The following is a 14,405-nucleotide window of genomic DNA, read 5'->3' as shown; positions in this document are numbered from 1 at the left end:
AACAGGTTCAGCCGCGCTTCGCCGCCAGCCCATGCAGGAAGGCCGCCACCGCATCCGCGATGACCTGCGCCTTGTCGGCCGAGACGCAGCTTTCATAGATCAGGTCGCGCACCCCGTAATAGAAGATGCCCCCGTGCATGACCCAGGCGAATTCCACCTCGTCATCGCGCGGCGCGGCCTCCGGCAACCCCGCCTCGGCCCGCGCCTCGCGCACGATGGGTTCAAGGATGCGCTGCCGCACCAACTGCATGTAGCGGCGGTTGATATCCACGCCCTTCAACCCTGAAAGCAGATAGATGCGCATCCATTCCCGGTTGAAGATCACATCCGTATAGGCGTTGTAGAACTCGTTCAGCCGATCCTCCAGCCGCCGCGACCGATCCCCGATCAGCCCGGCCCATTCCGACCGCCACCGGTTCACATAGACCGTCTCATAGACCTCATGGATCAGGTCTTCCTTGCTGGGGAAATAGCGGTAGAGCAGCGGCTGCGTCACGCCCAGCCGCTTGGCCAGACCGCGCGTCGAACTCTCGAAACCCTCCTCGGCAAAGAATTCCACCGCCCGCGTGACGAATTCCTGCCGCCGCTCGTCCGAAGGCAGCCGCCGCCTGCGCGGCCTCTCCGCCCCTTCCGGCCGTTCATCCTTCATCGCACCACACCCTTCCGCACAGACCGCACAGGCCACCTTTTATCATTTGATAACAAATTCCGCCCCCACCCGGCAAGTTTCGGGGAAAGTTTCCCATCCGCCGCCCCGCCCCCATTGACGCGCCCTCCGTTTTATTTTTCAGTCGATAAATAACGCCGGACGACAAGGGGAGGATGGCCATGGCGAAATACACCCGCGACGATATCTACAAGGCCGCTAAAGAGCTTTCGAATTGGGGCCGCTGGGGGCCGGATGACCAGATCGGCACGCTGAACAACATCACGCCCGAAGATGTGGTCCGCGCGGCGGGCCTCATCCGCAAGGGCAAGACCTTCGCCCTCGGCCTGAACCTTAAGGAGAAGATCCAGTCCGGCCTGTTCGGCGGGCGCTGGAACATGATCCACCAGATGCTCGCCACCGGCACCGATGCCGTCCATGGCGCGCAGGATGGTGACGGGCAGAAATACCTCCGCTACGCCGATGACGCGATCAACCTGCCCTGTCAGGGCTCCACGCAATGGGACGCGCTCTGCCACATCTTCCTCGACGACAAGATGTACAACGGCTACCCGGCCACCGATGTGACGGTCGCCGGTGCCGCCCGTCTCGGCATCGAACATGTCCGCGACAAGATGGTGGGTCGCGGCGTCCTGCTGGACATCGCCCGCTGGAAGGGGCTGGACAGCCTGCCCGACGGCTATCCCGTCACCAATGCCGATCTCGACGGCTGCGCGGCGGCGCAGGGCGTTGAAATCCGCAAGGGCGACTTCGTCATCATACGCACCGGCCATCAGGAACGCTGCCTCGCCGCCGCCGACTGGACGGGCTATGCCGGCGGTGACGCCCCCGGCCTCGCCTTCGAGACCGCCTATTGGATCCGCCAGCACGACATCGCCGCGATCTGCGCCGATACTTGGGGCTGCGAGGTCCGCCCCAACGAATGCGACGAGGCGAACCAGCCCTGGCACTGGGTCGTCATCCCCGCCATCGGCATTTCCATGGGCGAAATCTTCTACGTCAAGGAACTGGCCGAGGATTGCGCCGCCGACGGCGTCTACGAATTCTTCTTCACCGCCCCGCCCCTGCACATCCCGGGCGCGGCAGGCTCTCCCATCAACCCGCAGGCAATCAAATGACCCTCATCCTCTGGGGCCGCGCAAGCTCGGCCAATGTGCAAAAACCGCTCTGGGCGCTGGCCGAACTGGGCATCCCCTACGAACACCGCATCGTCGGTGGCCGCTACGGCGGCACCGACAGCCCGGAATTCGCGGCCCTGACGCCCACCCGCAAGGTGCCGGTCCTGCAGGACGGCCCCCTCGCCATCTGGGACAGCCATGCCATCCTGCGCCATCTGGGGCTTTATCACGCGCCCAAGGGCCATGCCCTGTCGCTGGCCACACCCGCCGCCATGGCCGCGTCGGACTCATGGCTCGACTTCACCGCGACCGTGCTGCAACCGCCCTTCATCCGGCTGTTCTGGCAACTGGTCCGCACCCCTGCCGATCAGCGCAGCGTCCCGGCACAGGAGGCGGCGAAGAAGGACATCGCCGCCGCGCTGACCGAACTCGCCCGGGGGATCGATGATCAAGGCCGCCTCGCCGGTGCCGATTTCAGCATGGCCGACGTGGCGGCAGGCAGCCTGATGTATCGCCTGAACGACCTTGCCCCCGACCTGATCGCGGCCGAACCCAAGGTCGCCGCATGGGTCGCGCGCCTTCAGGCGCGCCCCCACTGGCAGGCCCATATCGCCACCAGCTACGAAGAACTCCGCGTCTGAACCGGACGCGGGGGGGGCCGCATCCGGCCCCCCGCACCCCCTCCTCAATCCACCATAACCGCCGTTTCGCGCATGATCGCGTCCAGATGACGGTTGTTCGCGCCATCCGCATTCCCCCCCGGCGGTTCGTCGAAGAGATAGGTTCCCAGCCGCCGCGACCGCGACCACGCCTTCTCGGCCTCCGGCACCCGTTCGGCGGAATAGGCCGCCAGCGCCGCCGCCACATCGCCCGCCCCGTCCAGATGCCGCGCCAAGGCCAGCGCATCGCAGGCGGCCTTGGTCACGCCCATCCCCACATGGGGCCGCGCCACGCAGGCCGCATCCCCGGCCAGCGCCACCCGACCCTCCGCCATCACCGGCGAAACATGATCATAGATCGGCGTGAAGAAAGGCCGCTCGCTCACCCGCAGGATCTCGACAAAGGGCCGCGCCAGCCGCGCCTCCGCCTCGGCCTTCATCGCCGCCACCACATCCTCGCGCACCAAGGGCGGCGGGATCGACACGGAATGCAGCACCCCCGCGCCATCCGTCAGCATGTCGCGCAGACGGCCCGCCTCCACAGGCATGTACCAGACGAAATTATACCGCCGATGCCCCGGTCGCAGGTCATTCTCCACTCCCGCGATAGGATATCCCACGAACTGCCCGCCCGTCGGCAGATGGAACCCGAAATGCGGGAACACCTCGTCGCGCACCTGCGCGGGCAGATCGGCCTCATGCGCCAGCGTGCGCCAGACGACATAGCCGGAATAGACGGGCTGCACCTCGGGCAGCATCTGCCCCCTTATCGCCGACCGGAACCCGTCCGCCCCCACCAGCACATCACCCCGCGCCTCCGACCCATCGGCAAAGCGCAGGGTCACACCATCCGCGTCCTGCGCATAGCCCGTCACCCCCCGGTCAAGGTGATGTGTCCCCTCCGGCATCAACCGCCGCAGCCCCCTATGAATGCGGTCCCAAGACGTCACCACCTGCGGCAGGCGCATCCGGCCCACCTCGCGCCCCGCCAGATCCCATGTCACCCGGTCCTCCACCGCAACGCCCAGATCGGACATGTCCACGCCCACCGCCTCCAGCGCCGCGTTCAGCACGTCATGCGTCACGATCCCCGCCCCGCGCCCCGACAGCTCCACCGCCGTCCGCTCGAACACCTCCACCTGCCAGCCGCGCCGCCGCAGCGCCGCCGCCACGAACAGCCCGCCGATGGATCCGCCACAGACCAGCGCCTTCCCCGTCATCCCGTCCCTCCCTTTCCTCTGGCCACACACTATTTATCGCACTATAAATAAGAAACCAGAGACAAGAAGCAATGTCCAACCGGAGAATGCGATGACCGCCCCTCAGACCACGGCCTTCGAAGGCCCGCACTGGACCCCCACCCTTCTGGCCGAACTCGAGGAAGGCCGCAGCAATGGCCGCGTCGGCAGCCGGATCGTGTCGGAAAGCGACCGCGTCCGCGTCTGGCTGATCGAATTGCAGCCCGGCGAACGCCTGCCCTTCCACACCCATGTGCAGGATTACTTCTGGACGGCCACCACGCCGGGCCGCGCCCGCTCGCGCTATTCCGACGGGCGGGTGGCCGAGGTGACCTATGAACTGGGCGACACCCGCCACTTCCATTTCGAAGCGGGCGAGTCGATGACCCATGATCTGGAGAATATCGGCGACGGCGTCCTGTGCTTCACCACGGTGGAATTCTTCGGCAGCGCCAACCCGCCCCTGCTCTGAGTCGCCCGCGCGGCACGGATTGGTTAACGCCCTTTTCCGCCGCCGCGCGTATGTACAGTTTGCGGCACAGAATACGGCACAACTCGCGGAACGGTCCCGTCAGGGGCAACCCCTTGAAAAGGCCAAGGGTTAACCCACAGCGCGCTGCCCCGGAAACCCCCGCCGTCACCGCAGGCAGACATACTTGATCGCCCGCCGGTGGTAGGTATAGGCGATGTGCAGCGCCCCGTCCGGGCCGGGCAGGATCGACGGATAGGAATATTCCTTGTTCAACCCGTCCTTCGAGTTGTTCGTCAGGCAATAGCCGCTCCCCTCCTCCAGAACCCGCCGCTCGGGAAAGCTCGCCCCGTCATCCGATGACAGTGCCAGAACCAGCGGCGCGCGCGGCACGCCCCAAACCGCCCCACCGCCCGTCGCGCCGCCCGAGGCTCCCTCCTCCCCCTCGATCTCGTCATAAAGCGAGGCCCGCCGCTGATCCGACATCGCGGCATTCACAGGGTTGCCCACCAGCGCCACCCGCCCATCCGCCAGACGCACCGCCTGTACCGAGGAATTGTTGTTCGGCAGGTCCGTATCCCCCGGCGTAGACCATGTCAGACCGCCATCCCGCGACAGGCTCCGCCGCACGCAACGGGCAAAGCGGTCCCGGTAAAAGGCAGGCATCACAGGGCCTTGCGCGGGAACCGGGTTCATATGCACCGCCCCCAGACTGTCCGGCACATCCCGCGCCTCCCATGTCGCGCCACCATCCCGCGACACCAACATCACCGCCCCGTCAAGCGACCCGTTCCACCGCCCTTCCGGCGGCGTCACACAGCGGAAACCGGGCAGCAGCCACTCGCCCCCCGGCCCGATCAGCGGCGGCTGCCGCACGAATATCCCCTTGAACTCACCCAGCCGCGCCGCCGCGCCAAAGCTCCGCCCCCCGTCTCGCGACCGCCTGAAATGGATCTCGCATTCATCCTGCCGCCCCCCGGGTTGCGAGGTGTGGAACAGCCAGACATCGCCATCGGGTGCCACGAACAGCACCGGGTTCTGTTCCGACCGGTCCGCCCGGTCGCTCAGCCGCTCCGCCTCGCTCCACTGTGCCGATCCGGGTGCCAGCCGCGACATCCAGACAGAGATATCCCCCATCCCCTCCATCGTGCCACCGAACCAGACGCAGGCCAGCGTGCCATCCGGCAGCCAGCACAGGTTGGCCGCGTGATTCTGCACGCAGGGCGATGGCAACATCGCCTCCACCCGGTCGCCCTCCACCGCATGGAGCCGCAGGTGGCCGTCCATGTAACCTTCTGTTTCCGCGGGTGAAAGCTCACCCGGACGCATCGCCCGCATCATCTTCGCCGCCCTCAGCATCAACCCTTTGGCAATGAATTCAGCCGATGAATCCCTGACCGCGCAAGACTCAAATTACAAGTTGTCAAAATGCGGATCGACCACCATCAAGACAGATTCAGACACAAAATATTGTTTTTAATTCATTTTTAACTTCTCCCTTTCCCGGCAAACAGACAGACGGCAATCTTTTATTAACAAGTTGACATGATACCCCGAAGCTGTTCCATTTTCCCCGCAGACACCCGGACCGGAGGAGTCGCCATCGTGGCGCGGGCCGTCGGCATACCGTTTGGGAGGGAACCAATGAAAACCAACAAGGGAGAGCGCAGCGGCCTGACGCGTCGTGGCGCATTGAAGCTTGGCCTCGGCTCTGCGGTCGCCATCGCGGCCTTCGGCCCCGGCGCACGCATCGTCATGGCGCAGGAGGGGCAGGTCCTCAAGGCGATCAACCCCGCCTTCTCGCAGGACTGGTCGCCCCTGCGCGGCGGCGGCGTGCCCTATCGCTGGAACTCCGTCTGGAACGCCAGCGCCATGTATTTCAACGAAAAAGGCGAAATCCAGCCCTATGTCCTGACGGAATGGACGCCCTCGGCCGACTTCCTGACCTGGACGCTCAAGGTCAACCCCGACGCCAAATTCGCCGATGGCAGCGCCATCACGGCGGGCGACGTCAAAGGGTCGTGGGAACTCTCGGCCATACCCGGCACTCAGAACCAGCGCATCGATCAGGTGCTGGCGGGCGTCGCGGGCTATGGCGCGGTCAAGGACGGCTCGGCAACCGACATTTCGGGCATCGTCGCCAATGACGACGCGACCCTCACCGTCACCCTCGCCGCGCCCGACCCGATCTTCTTCCAGCGTCTGGCCAACCACATCGCCCCGATCGTCAAGGTCTCGGTCGCCCGCGGCGCCGACGGCAACGAGGTGCCGGATTTCTTCCTCGCCGCCAATGGCGCGACCTCCGGCCCCTTCATGCTCGACTCCGCCAATCTCGACACCGGCGAACTTGTCTGGCTGCCGAACCCCAATTTCTTCGGCCCCGCCCCGAAACTCGCCCGCATCGAACTGACCGCGGTGGAAGACAACGTCACCGCCACCCAGATGCTGGCTTCGGGCGAATATCAGGCCCATACCGAACTCGTCACCTCCACCATCGTGCAGGACCTCGGGCCGGAATTCGCCGCCGGGCCGGAAATCCCGACCTCGCAGCATTTCTGGTTCAACACCGCCCGCGCCCCGATGGACGACCCCAAGGTGCGCGAGGCGCTGATCCTTGCCGTGGATCGTGACGGCCTGATCAAGGCCTCCTTCCCCGATGGCCCGCACCAGAAGACCGACAGCGTGATGAACGCCGTCCCCGGTGCCGATGACCCGGCCTTCACCCCCTACCCGTTCGATCCCGAACGCGCCAAGGCACTACTGGCTGAATCGAGCTATGGCGGCCCGGAACGCCTTCCCAAGATCATGTTCGTCGGCATCTCCAGCCCCGCGAACGAGGCGGCGGCGCAATACATCGCCGAACAGTGGCGGCAGAACCTCGGCATCACCGCCGTCGACATGAAACCCCAGCAGGATCAGTATTCCGGCCCCGACCAGAACGCGATCCAGATCTTCCGCGACGACGTCGGCACCCGCGTCCCGGATGCGGCAAGCTATCTGGCAGGCTCCATCGCATCCAGTTCCGGCAACGCCACGGGCAAGATGTCCTACAAGAACGACAAGGTGGATGCCCTCATCGCCGAGGCCCTGACCAAGCCCTCGGACGACCCGGCCCGCATCGCCCTCGCGCAAGAGGCGCAGCGTCTGTTCCGCGACGATTTCTGCTTCATCCCGTGGTACAAGCAGACCATGTCGCGCTGGGCTTCGGCCAATGTCGCTGGGATGGAAAAGAACCTCGACTGGCAGGTCGTGGCCCCTTGGGCGATCTCCATCGCCTGAGCCTGAAACGACAGCGCGGCGGGCAAGGCCGGTCCTTGCCCGCCCCTTTCCGCATCGGATGCCGCCTCGATGATCCTCTACATCCTCCGCCGCCTTTTGCTGTGGATTCCCTCGGTCATCCTCGTGATGCTGGGCGTCTATGCGCTGGCCTTCTACGGGGCGGGCGACCCGATCAAGCTGATCTTCCTGCGCGCCCCCGGTGACGTCGCCTATGACCCCGTCAAGATCGAGGCGATCCGCGAACAGGCGGGCCTCAACCAGCCCTTCCTCGTACAGTTCGGCAACTACCTGTTGAACCTCGTGCAGGGCAATTTCGGCAACTCCCTGTTTTCAGGCCGTTCCGTCTGGGCGATGATCTCTGCCGCGGCCCCCGTCTCCTTCCTGCTCGGCCTCATGGCGATGGTCGTGACCGCCCTCGTCGCCATCCCGCTGGGCATGATTGCGGGCATGAACCAGAACAGCCGCATCGATTACCTGATCCTCGGCTCTGCGGTCACGCTCTGGGCGATCCCGGCCTATGTCGCGGGGCCGCTCCTCATGGTGATGCTGCTGGCAATCCTGCCCGACGGCGCGGTGCCCTATGGCTGGGGCGGCCTCTTCTCGGTCAAGATCATCCTGCCGCTCATCGTGCTGTCCTTCCAGCCTATCGCCCTGATCATCCGCCAGACCCGCGCCGCCGTGATCGACGTGATGACCGAGGATTTCGTCCGCACCGCCCGCGCCAAGGGCGTGCCCGAACATGTCGTGGCGCTCCGCCACATCCTGCGGCCCGTGCTGACCCCGGTGGTCACGCAACTGGGCCTGATCATGATCACCATCGTCAATGGCGCGATCTTCGTCGAACTCGTCTTCGGCCTGCCCGGCCTCGGGCGGCTGACGGTGCAGGCGCTGATCAATTCCGATTATCCCGTCATCCTTGCGGTCACGCTGATCGGGTCCTTCCTCGTCATGGCCTCGAACCTGCTGGTCGACCTGCTCTATCCCGTCCTTGACCCGCGCGCGACCGATCCCAAGGGGGCAAGGCTGTGACCGCTGGACCCGTGATCACCCCCACCGATGACCGCCCCACCAGCCTGTGGAAGGACGCATGGCGCAGGCTGCGGCGCAACCGCCTTGCCGTGGCAGGGCTTGCCATCCTGATGCTACTGGTCTTCGTCGCGGCCTTCGGGCCATGGCTCACGCCCTATGATTTCCTCAGCCAGAACCTCGACGCCCGCAACCTGCCCCCTTCCCTCGCCCATCCCTTCGGGACCGATGACCTTGGCCGGGACGTCCTGTCTCGCGTGATCTACGGCGCGCGCACGGCCTTCCTAGTGGCGGTCCTCGTCACGGCAGTGGCGCTGTTCATCGGCGTGGTCCTCGGGGCCATCGCGGGCTTCTACGGCGGGCGCTTCGACAAGGCGCTGATGTGGGTCACGGACATGACGATGTCGGTGCCGCAACTCCTTCTCGTGGTGGTGATCAACGCCTCTCTGAAACAACCCATCACCCTGTGGATGGAGGCCCGCTACATGGAGACGATGAACCCCATCTACCGCAACTCGGCCATCATCGACTTCGTGCTTGTCTTCGGCTCCATGGCGCTGATCTCGTGGCCACCCTATGCGCGCCTCGTCCGCGCGCAGGTCCTGTCGATCCGCAACCGCCCCTATGTCACGGCGGCCCGCGCCCTTGGCCTGACGAACCGGATCATCCTGATGCGCTACATCCTGCCCAATGCGGTGGGCCCCCTGATCGTCGCCGTCTCGGCGGGCCTCGGCACCGCGATGGTGCTGGAAAGCGCCTTCTCCTTCCTTGGCATCGGGGTCAACCCGCCCACGCCAAGCTGGGGCAACATGATCTCAGACGGCCTTCGGGTCTGGACCAACTACCCCCATCTGCTGCTGGCCCCCGCCGCCGTCCTTGCCATCGTCACCGTGGCCTTCAACTTCCTCGGCGACGGGCTGAACGACGCCCTCAATCCCAAGGGGCAGAAATGACCGCCCTTCTCGACATCAACGGCCTGACCATCGACATCGACCGCGACAGCGGCCCCGCCCGCGTCGTCGACGGCATCGACCTTTCGATCCTCGAAGGGGAATCCCTTGGAATCGTGGGCGAGTCCGGCTGCGGCAAAAGCCTGACGATGCTGTCGCTGGTGGGCCTGCTGCCCAATCGCATCCGCGCCACCGGGGGCACGGCGCATTTCGCCGGGCGCGACCTGCTCCGCCTCTCACCGGCCGAGCTGCGCAAGATCCGAGGCGCGCAGATCGGTTTCATCTTCCAGGACCCGATGACCAGCCTGAACCCCGTCATGCGCATAGGCGACCAGATCGCCGAGGCGCTGATCTACCAGACGGGCCTGGACAAGCCCGCTGCCATGGCCAAGGCGGGCGACCTTCTGGAACTGGTCGGCATCCCCTCGCCGCGCGAAAGGCTCATGGCCTATCCGCACGAACTCTCGGGCGGGATGCGCCAGAGGGTGATGATCGCCATCGGCCTTGCCGGTTCCCCCCGCCTCCTGATCGCGGACGAACCGACCACGGCTCTGGATGTGACGATACAGGCCCAGATCGTCGATCTGGTGCGCGACCTGAAGGACAGGCTCGGCATGTCGGTGGTCTGGATCACCCATGACCTCGCCCTCATCGCAGGTCTGGCCGACCGGATCGCCGTCCTCTATGCCGGAACCGTGGTCGAGGATGCGCCGGTCGACCTGATCTTCGAACGCCCCACGCATCCATATACGCGCGGCCTCCTCGCCTCTCTGCCCACCCTCACCGACAGGCCCATGTCGCGCCTTCCCTCCATCGGCGGCACCCCGCCGGAACCGGGCCGCCGACCCGCAGGTTGCCCCTTCGCCCCGCGCTGCACCCTCGCCGTCGCTGCCTGCCAGACCGAGGTTCCAAGGCTGCGCCCCGTCGCTGGGTCCGACCCGCGCCACCGCGCCGCCTGCTTCGTCACCGCCAAGGAAGGGGCCGCCGCATGACTGCCCCCCTCCTCTCGGTGCGCGGCCTGCGCAAGGAATTCCCCGTCCGCCTCGGCGCCTTCGGCGACCGGGCGGCCACCGTCCATGCCCTCGACGATCTCAGCCTCGACATAGTGGAGGGCGAGACCCTCTCCCTCGTGGGTGAATCCGGCTGCGGCAAATCCACGACGGGCTATTGCCTGCTGAACATCCAGCGGCCCAGCGCCGGGTCGGTCGTCTACAAGGGCACCGATATCGCGCGGCTGGATGACGAGGCGATGCGCCCCTTCCGCCGCGACCTGCAGATCGTCTTCCAGGACCCCTATTCCACCCTCAATCCCCGAATGACGATCGGCGAGGCGCTCTCGGAACCCATCCTGTTCCACGGCCTCGCCCCCAAGGCCGCGCTGCCCGAAAGGCTGCGCCAACTGCTTGCCGATGTGGGCCTTTCGGAACGCTTCGCCACCCGCTATCCGCACGAACTTTCCGGCGGCCAACGCCAACGCGTCGCCATCGCCCGCGCGCTGGCCTGCCAACCCCGCTTCATCGTCTGCGACGAGGCGATCTCCGCGCTCGACGTCTCGGTGCAGGCGCAGATCCTGAACCTCCTCCTCGACCTGCAGCAGAAATACCGGCTGACCTATCTCTTCATCGCCCATGACCTTGCCGTGGTCCGCCACATCTCGGATCGGGTCGGCGTTATGTATCTGGGCCGCCTTGCCGAGCTCGCCCCTGCCGAGGCGCTCTTTGCGCGCCCCCTGCACCCCTATACCCGCGCGCTCCTCTCCGCCGTGCCCACGACCGACCGGCGCACCGCGACCACCCGGCAGCGCTTGCAGGGCGAGGTGCCCTCGCCCCTTGCGCCGCCGTCAGGCTGCCGCTTCCACACCCGCTGCCCGCAGGCGCGGGACCTCTGCCGCACGGCAGTCCCCGCACTCCGCGAAGTGGCACCGGGCCATGCCACCGCCTGCCACGCCGTCACCTCGCCCACCGCAACGAACTGGGAGGAAACCCCGGCATGACAGCCCCCCTCATCGGCATCACCATGGGCGATCCCGCCGGCGTCGGCCCCGAGATCATCGTGAAATCCCTTGCCGCGATGACCGCGCCGCAACGGCAGGGAATCCGCATCTACGGCAACCGCGAAAGCCTCGGCGCCGCCGAAACCGTCCTGCGCACCGGGCTGGATATCGCGTCCCTCGACGTGGACCATGTCGACATCCCCGGCCCCCTGCCCGCCTTCGGCAAGCTCGACTCGCGCTGCGGCGAGGCCTGCTACCAATTCATCGCCCATGCCGTCCGCGATGCCTTGGCAGGCAGCATCGGCTGCATCGTGACGGCCCCCATCAACAAGGCCGCTCTCAATGCCGCGGGGCATCACCATGACGGCCATACGGGCCTTCTGGCGCATCTGACCGGCATCCCGTCCTGTCACATGCTGCTGGCCTCGGAACGTCTGTCGGTGATCCACAACTCGACCCATGTCTCGCTCCGCGATGCCATCGGGCGGGCCACGACCGAACGCGTGCTGGCCACGATCCGCGCCGGGCATCGCCATTTCCTGCGCCTTGGCAACCCCGCCCCGCGGATCGCCGTCGCGGGCATCAACCCGCATTGCGGCGAGGGCGGCCTCTTCGGCACCGAAGATGACGACCAGATCGCCCCCGCCGTCGCCGCGGCCCGCGCCGAAGGCATCGACGTGCAGGGCCCGATCTCGGCCGACACGCTTTTCCATCGCGCCTATACCGGGGCCTTCGATCTGGTGGTCGCGCAATATCACGATCAGGGCCATATCCCGGTCAAACTCGTGGCCTTCGACACGGCGGTTAACGTCTCGGTCGGCCTGCCCATCGACCGCTGCTCGGTCGATCACGGCACAGCCTTCGACATCGCCGGCAAAGGCATCGCCGATAACGGAAACCTCGACCACGCGCTGGCCTATGCCGCGCGCCTCATCGCCCATCGGAAGCCCTGATCATGTCCCCTGCCCTTGCCGGCGTCTTCTGCGCCGCAGCCACCCCCCTCCTTCCTGATCTGTCGCCCGATCTCGACGCCTTCGCCACCCATTGCCGCGCCCTCATCACGGATGGCTGCGACGGCGTGGCCCTTCTGGGCACCACGGGCGAGGCGAATTCTTTCTCCTCGGACGAACGCAGGACCATCCTCGAGGCGGCCCTTGCCGCTGGCCTCGCGCCGTCGCAACTTCTGCCCGGAACGGGCCTTGCGAACATACCCGAAACCGTCGCGCTGACCCGCCACGCCCTGTCCTGCGGGGTGACCACGGTCGTGATGCTGCCGCCCTTCTACTACAAGGGCGTCAGCGATGACGGCCTTTTCGAAAGCTATGCCCGCGTGATCGACGGCGTCGCCGACCCGCGCCTGCGCGTCATCCTCTATCACATCCCGCAGATGACCGGCCTTGCCATCGGGCATGACCTGATCGCCCGCCTCCTTGCCGCCTATCCGGATACGGTTATCGGCATCAAGGACTCGGCAGGCAAGCTGGAGAACATGGAGGCGATGCTCGCGCGCTTCCCCGGCTTCTCCATCCTCGCCGGGGCCGATCCGCTTTTGCTGCCGCTCCGGCGCATGGGCGGGGCGGGCTGCATCACCGCCACATCGAACCTCGTCGCCCGCGACCTTGCCTTCATCTTCCGCCACGCGCAGGACCCCGCGCAGGAGGCCGGCGTTGCCGCCGCTCAGGCCCGCATCAACGCCTATCGCGACCTGTCGAACTCCTACGTCCAGATCCCGGCCATCAAGGCCATGATCGCCCGCCGCCACGGCCATCCCGGCTGGGCCCTCACAAGGCCGCCCCTCCTTCCCACCACGCCCGAGGAGCAGGCGCAACTTGTTCAACGCCTCGACCAGATCGACGCAAACCACCCCGGAGCCCCGGCATGACCGACTACGCCTCCCCCCTCCGCATCTTCCAGCCACGCCGTTTCGACTATGGCGCGGGCAGCGCGGCGCAGATTGGCCTCTGGGCCGAGGCTGAAGGCTTCCGCAACATGCTCGTTCTGACGCAGCCCCCGATGCTGCCGCAGATCGATCGTCTTGGCCTACGCGGCAAGGTCACCGTCTTCGACGCGGTCCAGCCCGAACCCGACAGCGACAACCTCGCCGCAGCCCTTGCCGCCGCAACGGATGCAGCGCCTGATCTGGTCGTGGGCTTCGGCGGCGGGTCGGTGATGGATGTGGCGAAACTGGTAAGCGTCCTCCGCTCCGGCCAGACCCTTCCCGAAATCGTGGGGTCGGGCCGCGTCACCGCGCGGCAGAACGCCCTTGCCCTTGTTCCCACCACGGCGGGAACCGGGTCCGAGGCGGGCATCCGCGCCCTCGTCACCGATGCGGCCACGCTCAACAAGGTTGCCGTCGAAAGTCCATTCCTGATCCCCGACATGGTCGCACTGGACCCCGACCTCACCCTCTCGGTCCCTCCCGCTGTGACGGCAGCGACAGGGATCGACGCCATGGCCCATTGCGTGGAGGCCTTCACCAACCGCAAGGCCCATCCCCTGATCGACACCTACGCCCGGACGGGCTTCGGCCTCGTCGCCCGCTACCTGCCGCGCGCCGTCCGCGATGGCAGCGACGCCGAGGCGCGAGCGGCTCTCCTCCTTGCAGCCTATTACGGTGGCATCTGCCTTGGCCCTGTCAACACCGCCGCAGGGCATGCCCTTGCCTATCCGCTGGGCACGCGGCTGAAACTGGCGCATGGGCTGGCCAATGCGGTGATCTTTCCGCATGTCCTCGCCTTCAACCAACCCGTCGTCGCCACCAAGACCGCCGAGATCGCCTCCGCCCTCGGCCTGCGCCATGACAGCGAAGCTGCCCTGCGTGACGATGCCGCCCGCTGGTGCCGCGACCTTGGGGTGGAGATGCACCTCTCCCGCCTTGGCGCCACGCGCGACCACCTTCCCGCATGGGCGACCGAGGCGCATGGGATCCGCCGCCTGATGGACAACAACCCCCGCGACATGTCGGTCGGGGATGTTCTGGCGATCTACGAGGCGGCCTACTGACCG

General features: G+C 66.5%; 14 protein-coding genes. 11 read left to right on the top strand and 3 right to left on the bottom strand.

What is annotated here, in order from left to right; all coding sequences use genetic code 11:
* Positions 1–7: 7 nt before the first annotated feature.
* On the bottom strand, positions 8–649 hold the full coding sequence (locus tag TabM4_RS07730; protein WP_434620754.1) for a TetR/AcrR family transcriptional regulator: 642 nt from the start codon (positions 647–649) through the stop codon (positions 8–10).
* Positions 650–828: 179 nt separating this feature from the next.
* On the opposite strand from TabM4_RS07730, the gene TabM4_RS07725 reads away from it, so the two are divergent.
* The gene (locus TabM4_RS07725; protein ID WP_434620751.1) at positions 829–1,785 is read left to right on the top strand and encodes a cyclase family protein; all 957 of its coding nucleotides are present in this window, start codon (positions 829–831) and stop codon (positions 1,783–1,785) included.
* Complete coding sequence (locus tag TabM4_RS07720) at positions 1,782–2,426, top strand: glutathione S-transferase family protein (protein WP_434620748.1); 645 nt, start codon at positions 1,782–1,784, stop codon at positions 2,424–2,426. The genes TabM4_RS07725 and TabM4_RS07720 overlap by 4 nt, the downstream gene beginning before the upstream one ends.
* Positions 2,427–2,470: 44 nt before the next feature.
* Here the strand turns inward: TabM4_RS07720 and TabM4_RS07715 are convergent, their stop codons facing one another.
* Complete coding sequence (locus tag TabM4_RS07715; RefSeq protein WP_434620745.1) at positions 2,471–3,664, bottom strand: FAD binding domain-containing protein; 1,194 nt, start codon at positions 3,662–3,664, stop codon at positions 2,471–2,473.
* 91 nt (positions 3,665–3,755) lie between these two features.
* Between TabM4_RS07715 and TabM4_RS07710 the strand changes: the two genes are divergently transcribed.
* Positions 3,756–4,154 (top strand): hypothetical protein, encoded by a 399-nt coding sequence (locus tag TabM4_RS07710; RefSeq protein ID WP_434620742.1) that lies wholly within the window; start codon positions 3,756–3,758, stop codon positions 4,152–4,154.
* A gap of 165 nt (positions 4,155–4,319) precedes the next feature.
* On the opposite strand, the gene TabM4_RS07705 is transcribed toward TabM4_RS07710, so the two are convergent.
* A complete protein-coding gene (locus TabM4_RS07705) occupies positions 4,320–5,492 on the bottom strand; it encodes a sialidase family protein (RefSeq protein ID WP_434620739.1) in 1,173 nt (390 codons plus the stop codon).
* A gap of 303 nt (positions 5,493–5,795) precedes the next feature.
* Here TabM4_RS07705 and TabM4_RS07700 point away from each other — a divergent pair, with 303 nt between their 5' ends.
* The 8 genes from TabM4_RS07700 to TabM4_RS07665 all read left to right on the top strand — a co-directional run bounded on the left by TabM4_RS07700 (position 5,796) and on the right by TabM4_RS07665 (position 14,402).
* The gene (locus TabM4_RS07700) at positions 5,796–7,430 is read left to right on the top strand and encodes an ABC transporter substrate-binding protein (RefSeq protein ID WP_434620736.1); all 1,635 of its coding nucleotides are present in this window, start codon (positions 5,796–5,798) and stop codon (positions 7,428–7,430) included.
* A gap of 69 nt (positions 7,431–7,499) precedes the next feature.
* Positions 7,500–8,459, top strand: coding sequence for an ABC transporter permease (locus tag TabM4_RS07695; protein ID WP_434620733.1), 960 nt, complete (start codon positions 7,500–7,502; stop codon positions 8,457–8,459).
* Positions 8,456–9,409, top strand: coding sequence for an ABC transporter permease (locus tag TabM4_RS07690; RefSeq protein ID WP_434620731.1), 954 nt, complete (start codon positions 8,456–8,458; stop codon positions 9,407–9,409). The genes TabM4_RS07695 and TabM4_RS07690 overlap by 4 nt, the downstream gene beginning before the upstream one ends.
* The gene (locus tag TabM4_RS07685) at positions 9,406–10,398 is read left to right on the top strand and encodes an ABC transporter ATP-binding protein (RefSeq protein WP_434620728.1); all 993 of its coding nucleotides are present in this window, start codon (positions 9,406–9,408) and stop codon (positions 10,396–10,398) included. Before TabM4_RS07690 ends, TabM4_RS07685 begins: the two co-directional genes overlap by 4 nt.
* Positions 10,395–11,399: an ABC transporter ATP-binding protein gene (locus TabM4_RS07680; protein WP_434620725.1), complete on the top strand. Its 1,005-nt coding sequence runs from the start codon at positions 10,395–10,397 to the stop codon at positions 11,397–11,399. Before TabM4_RS07685 ends, TabM4_RS07680 begins: the two co-directional genes overlap by 4 nt.
* Positions 11,396–12,352, top strand: a complete 957-nt coding sequence (gene pdxA, locus TabM4_RS07675; protein ID WP_434620722.1) for a 4-hydroxythreonine-4-phosphate dehydrogenase PdxA — start codon at positions 11,396–11,398, stop codon at positions 12,350–12,352. Before TabM4_RS07680 ends, pdxA begins: the two co-directional genes overlap by 4 nt.
* 2 nt (positions 12,353–12,354) lie before the next feature.
* Positions 12,355–13,281 carry a dihydrodipicolinate synthase family protein gene (locus TabM4_RS07670; protein WP_434620719.1) on the top strand — a complete coding sequence of 309 codons (927 nt, stop codon included), beginning with the start codon at positions 12,355–12,357 and terminating at the stop codon, positions 13,279–13,281.
* Complete coding sequence (locus tag TabM4_RS07665; RefSeq protein ID WP_434620716.1) at positions 13,278–14,402, top strand: iron-containing alcohol dehydrogenase; 1,125 nt, start codon at positions 13,278–13,280, stop codon at positions 14,400–14,402. The genes TabM4_RS07670 and TabM4_RS07665 overlap by 4 nt, the downstream gene beginning before the upstream one ends.
* Positions 14,403–14,405: the final 3 nt, after the last annotated feature.

Source organism: Tabrizicola sp. M-4 (assembly GCF_051132405.1).
Classification (GTDB): Bacteria; Pseudomonadota; Alphaproteobacteria; order Rhodobacterales; family Rhodobacteraceae; genus Paragemmobacter.
The sequence above is the reverse complement of the archived record's forward strand: the minus strand, read 5'-3'. Positions and strand labels throughout refer to the sequence as shown.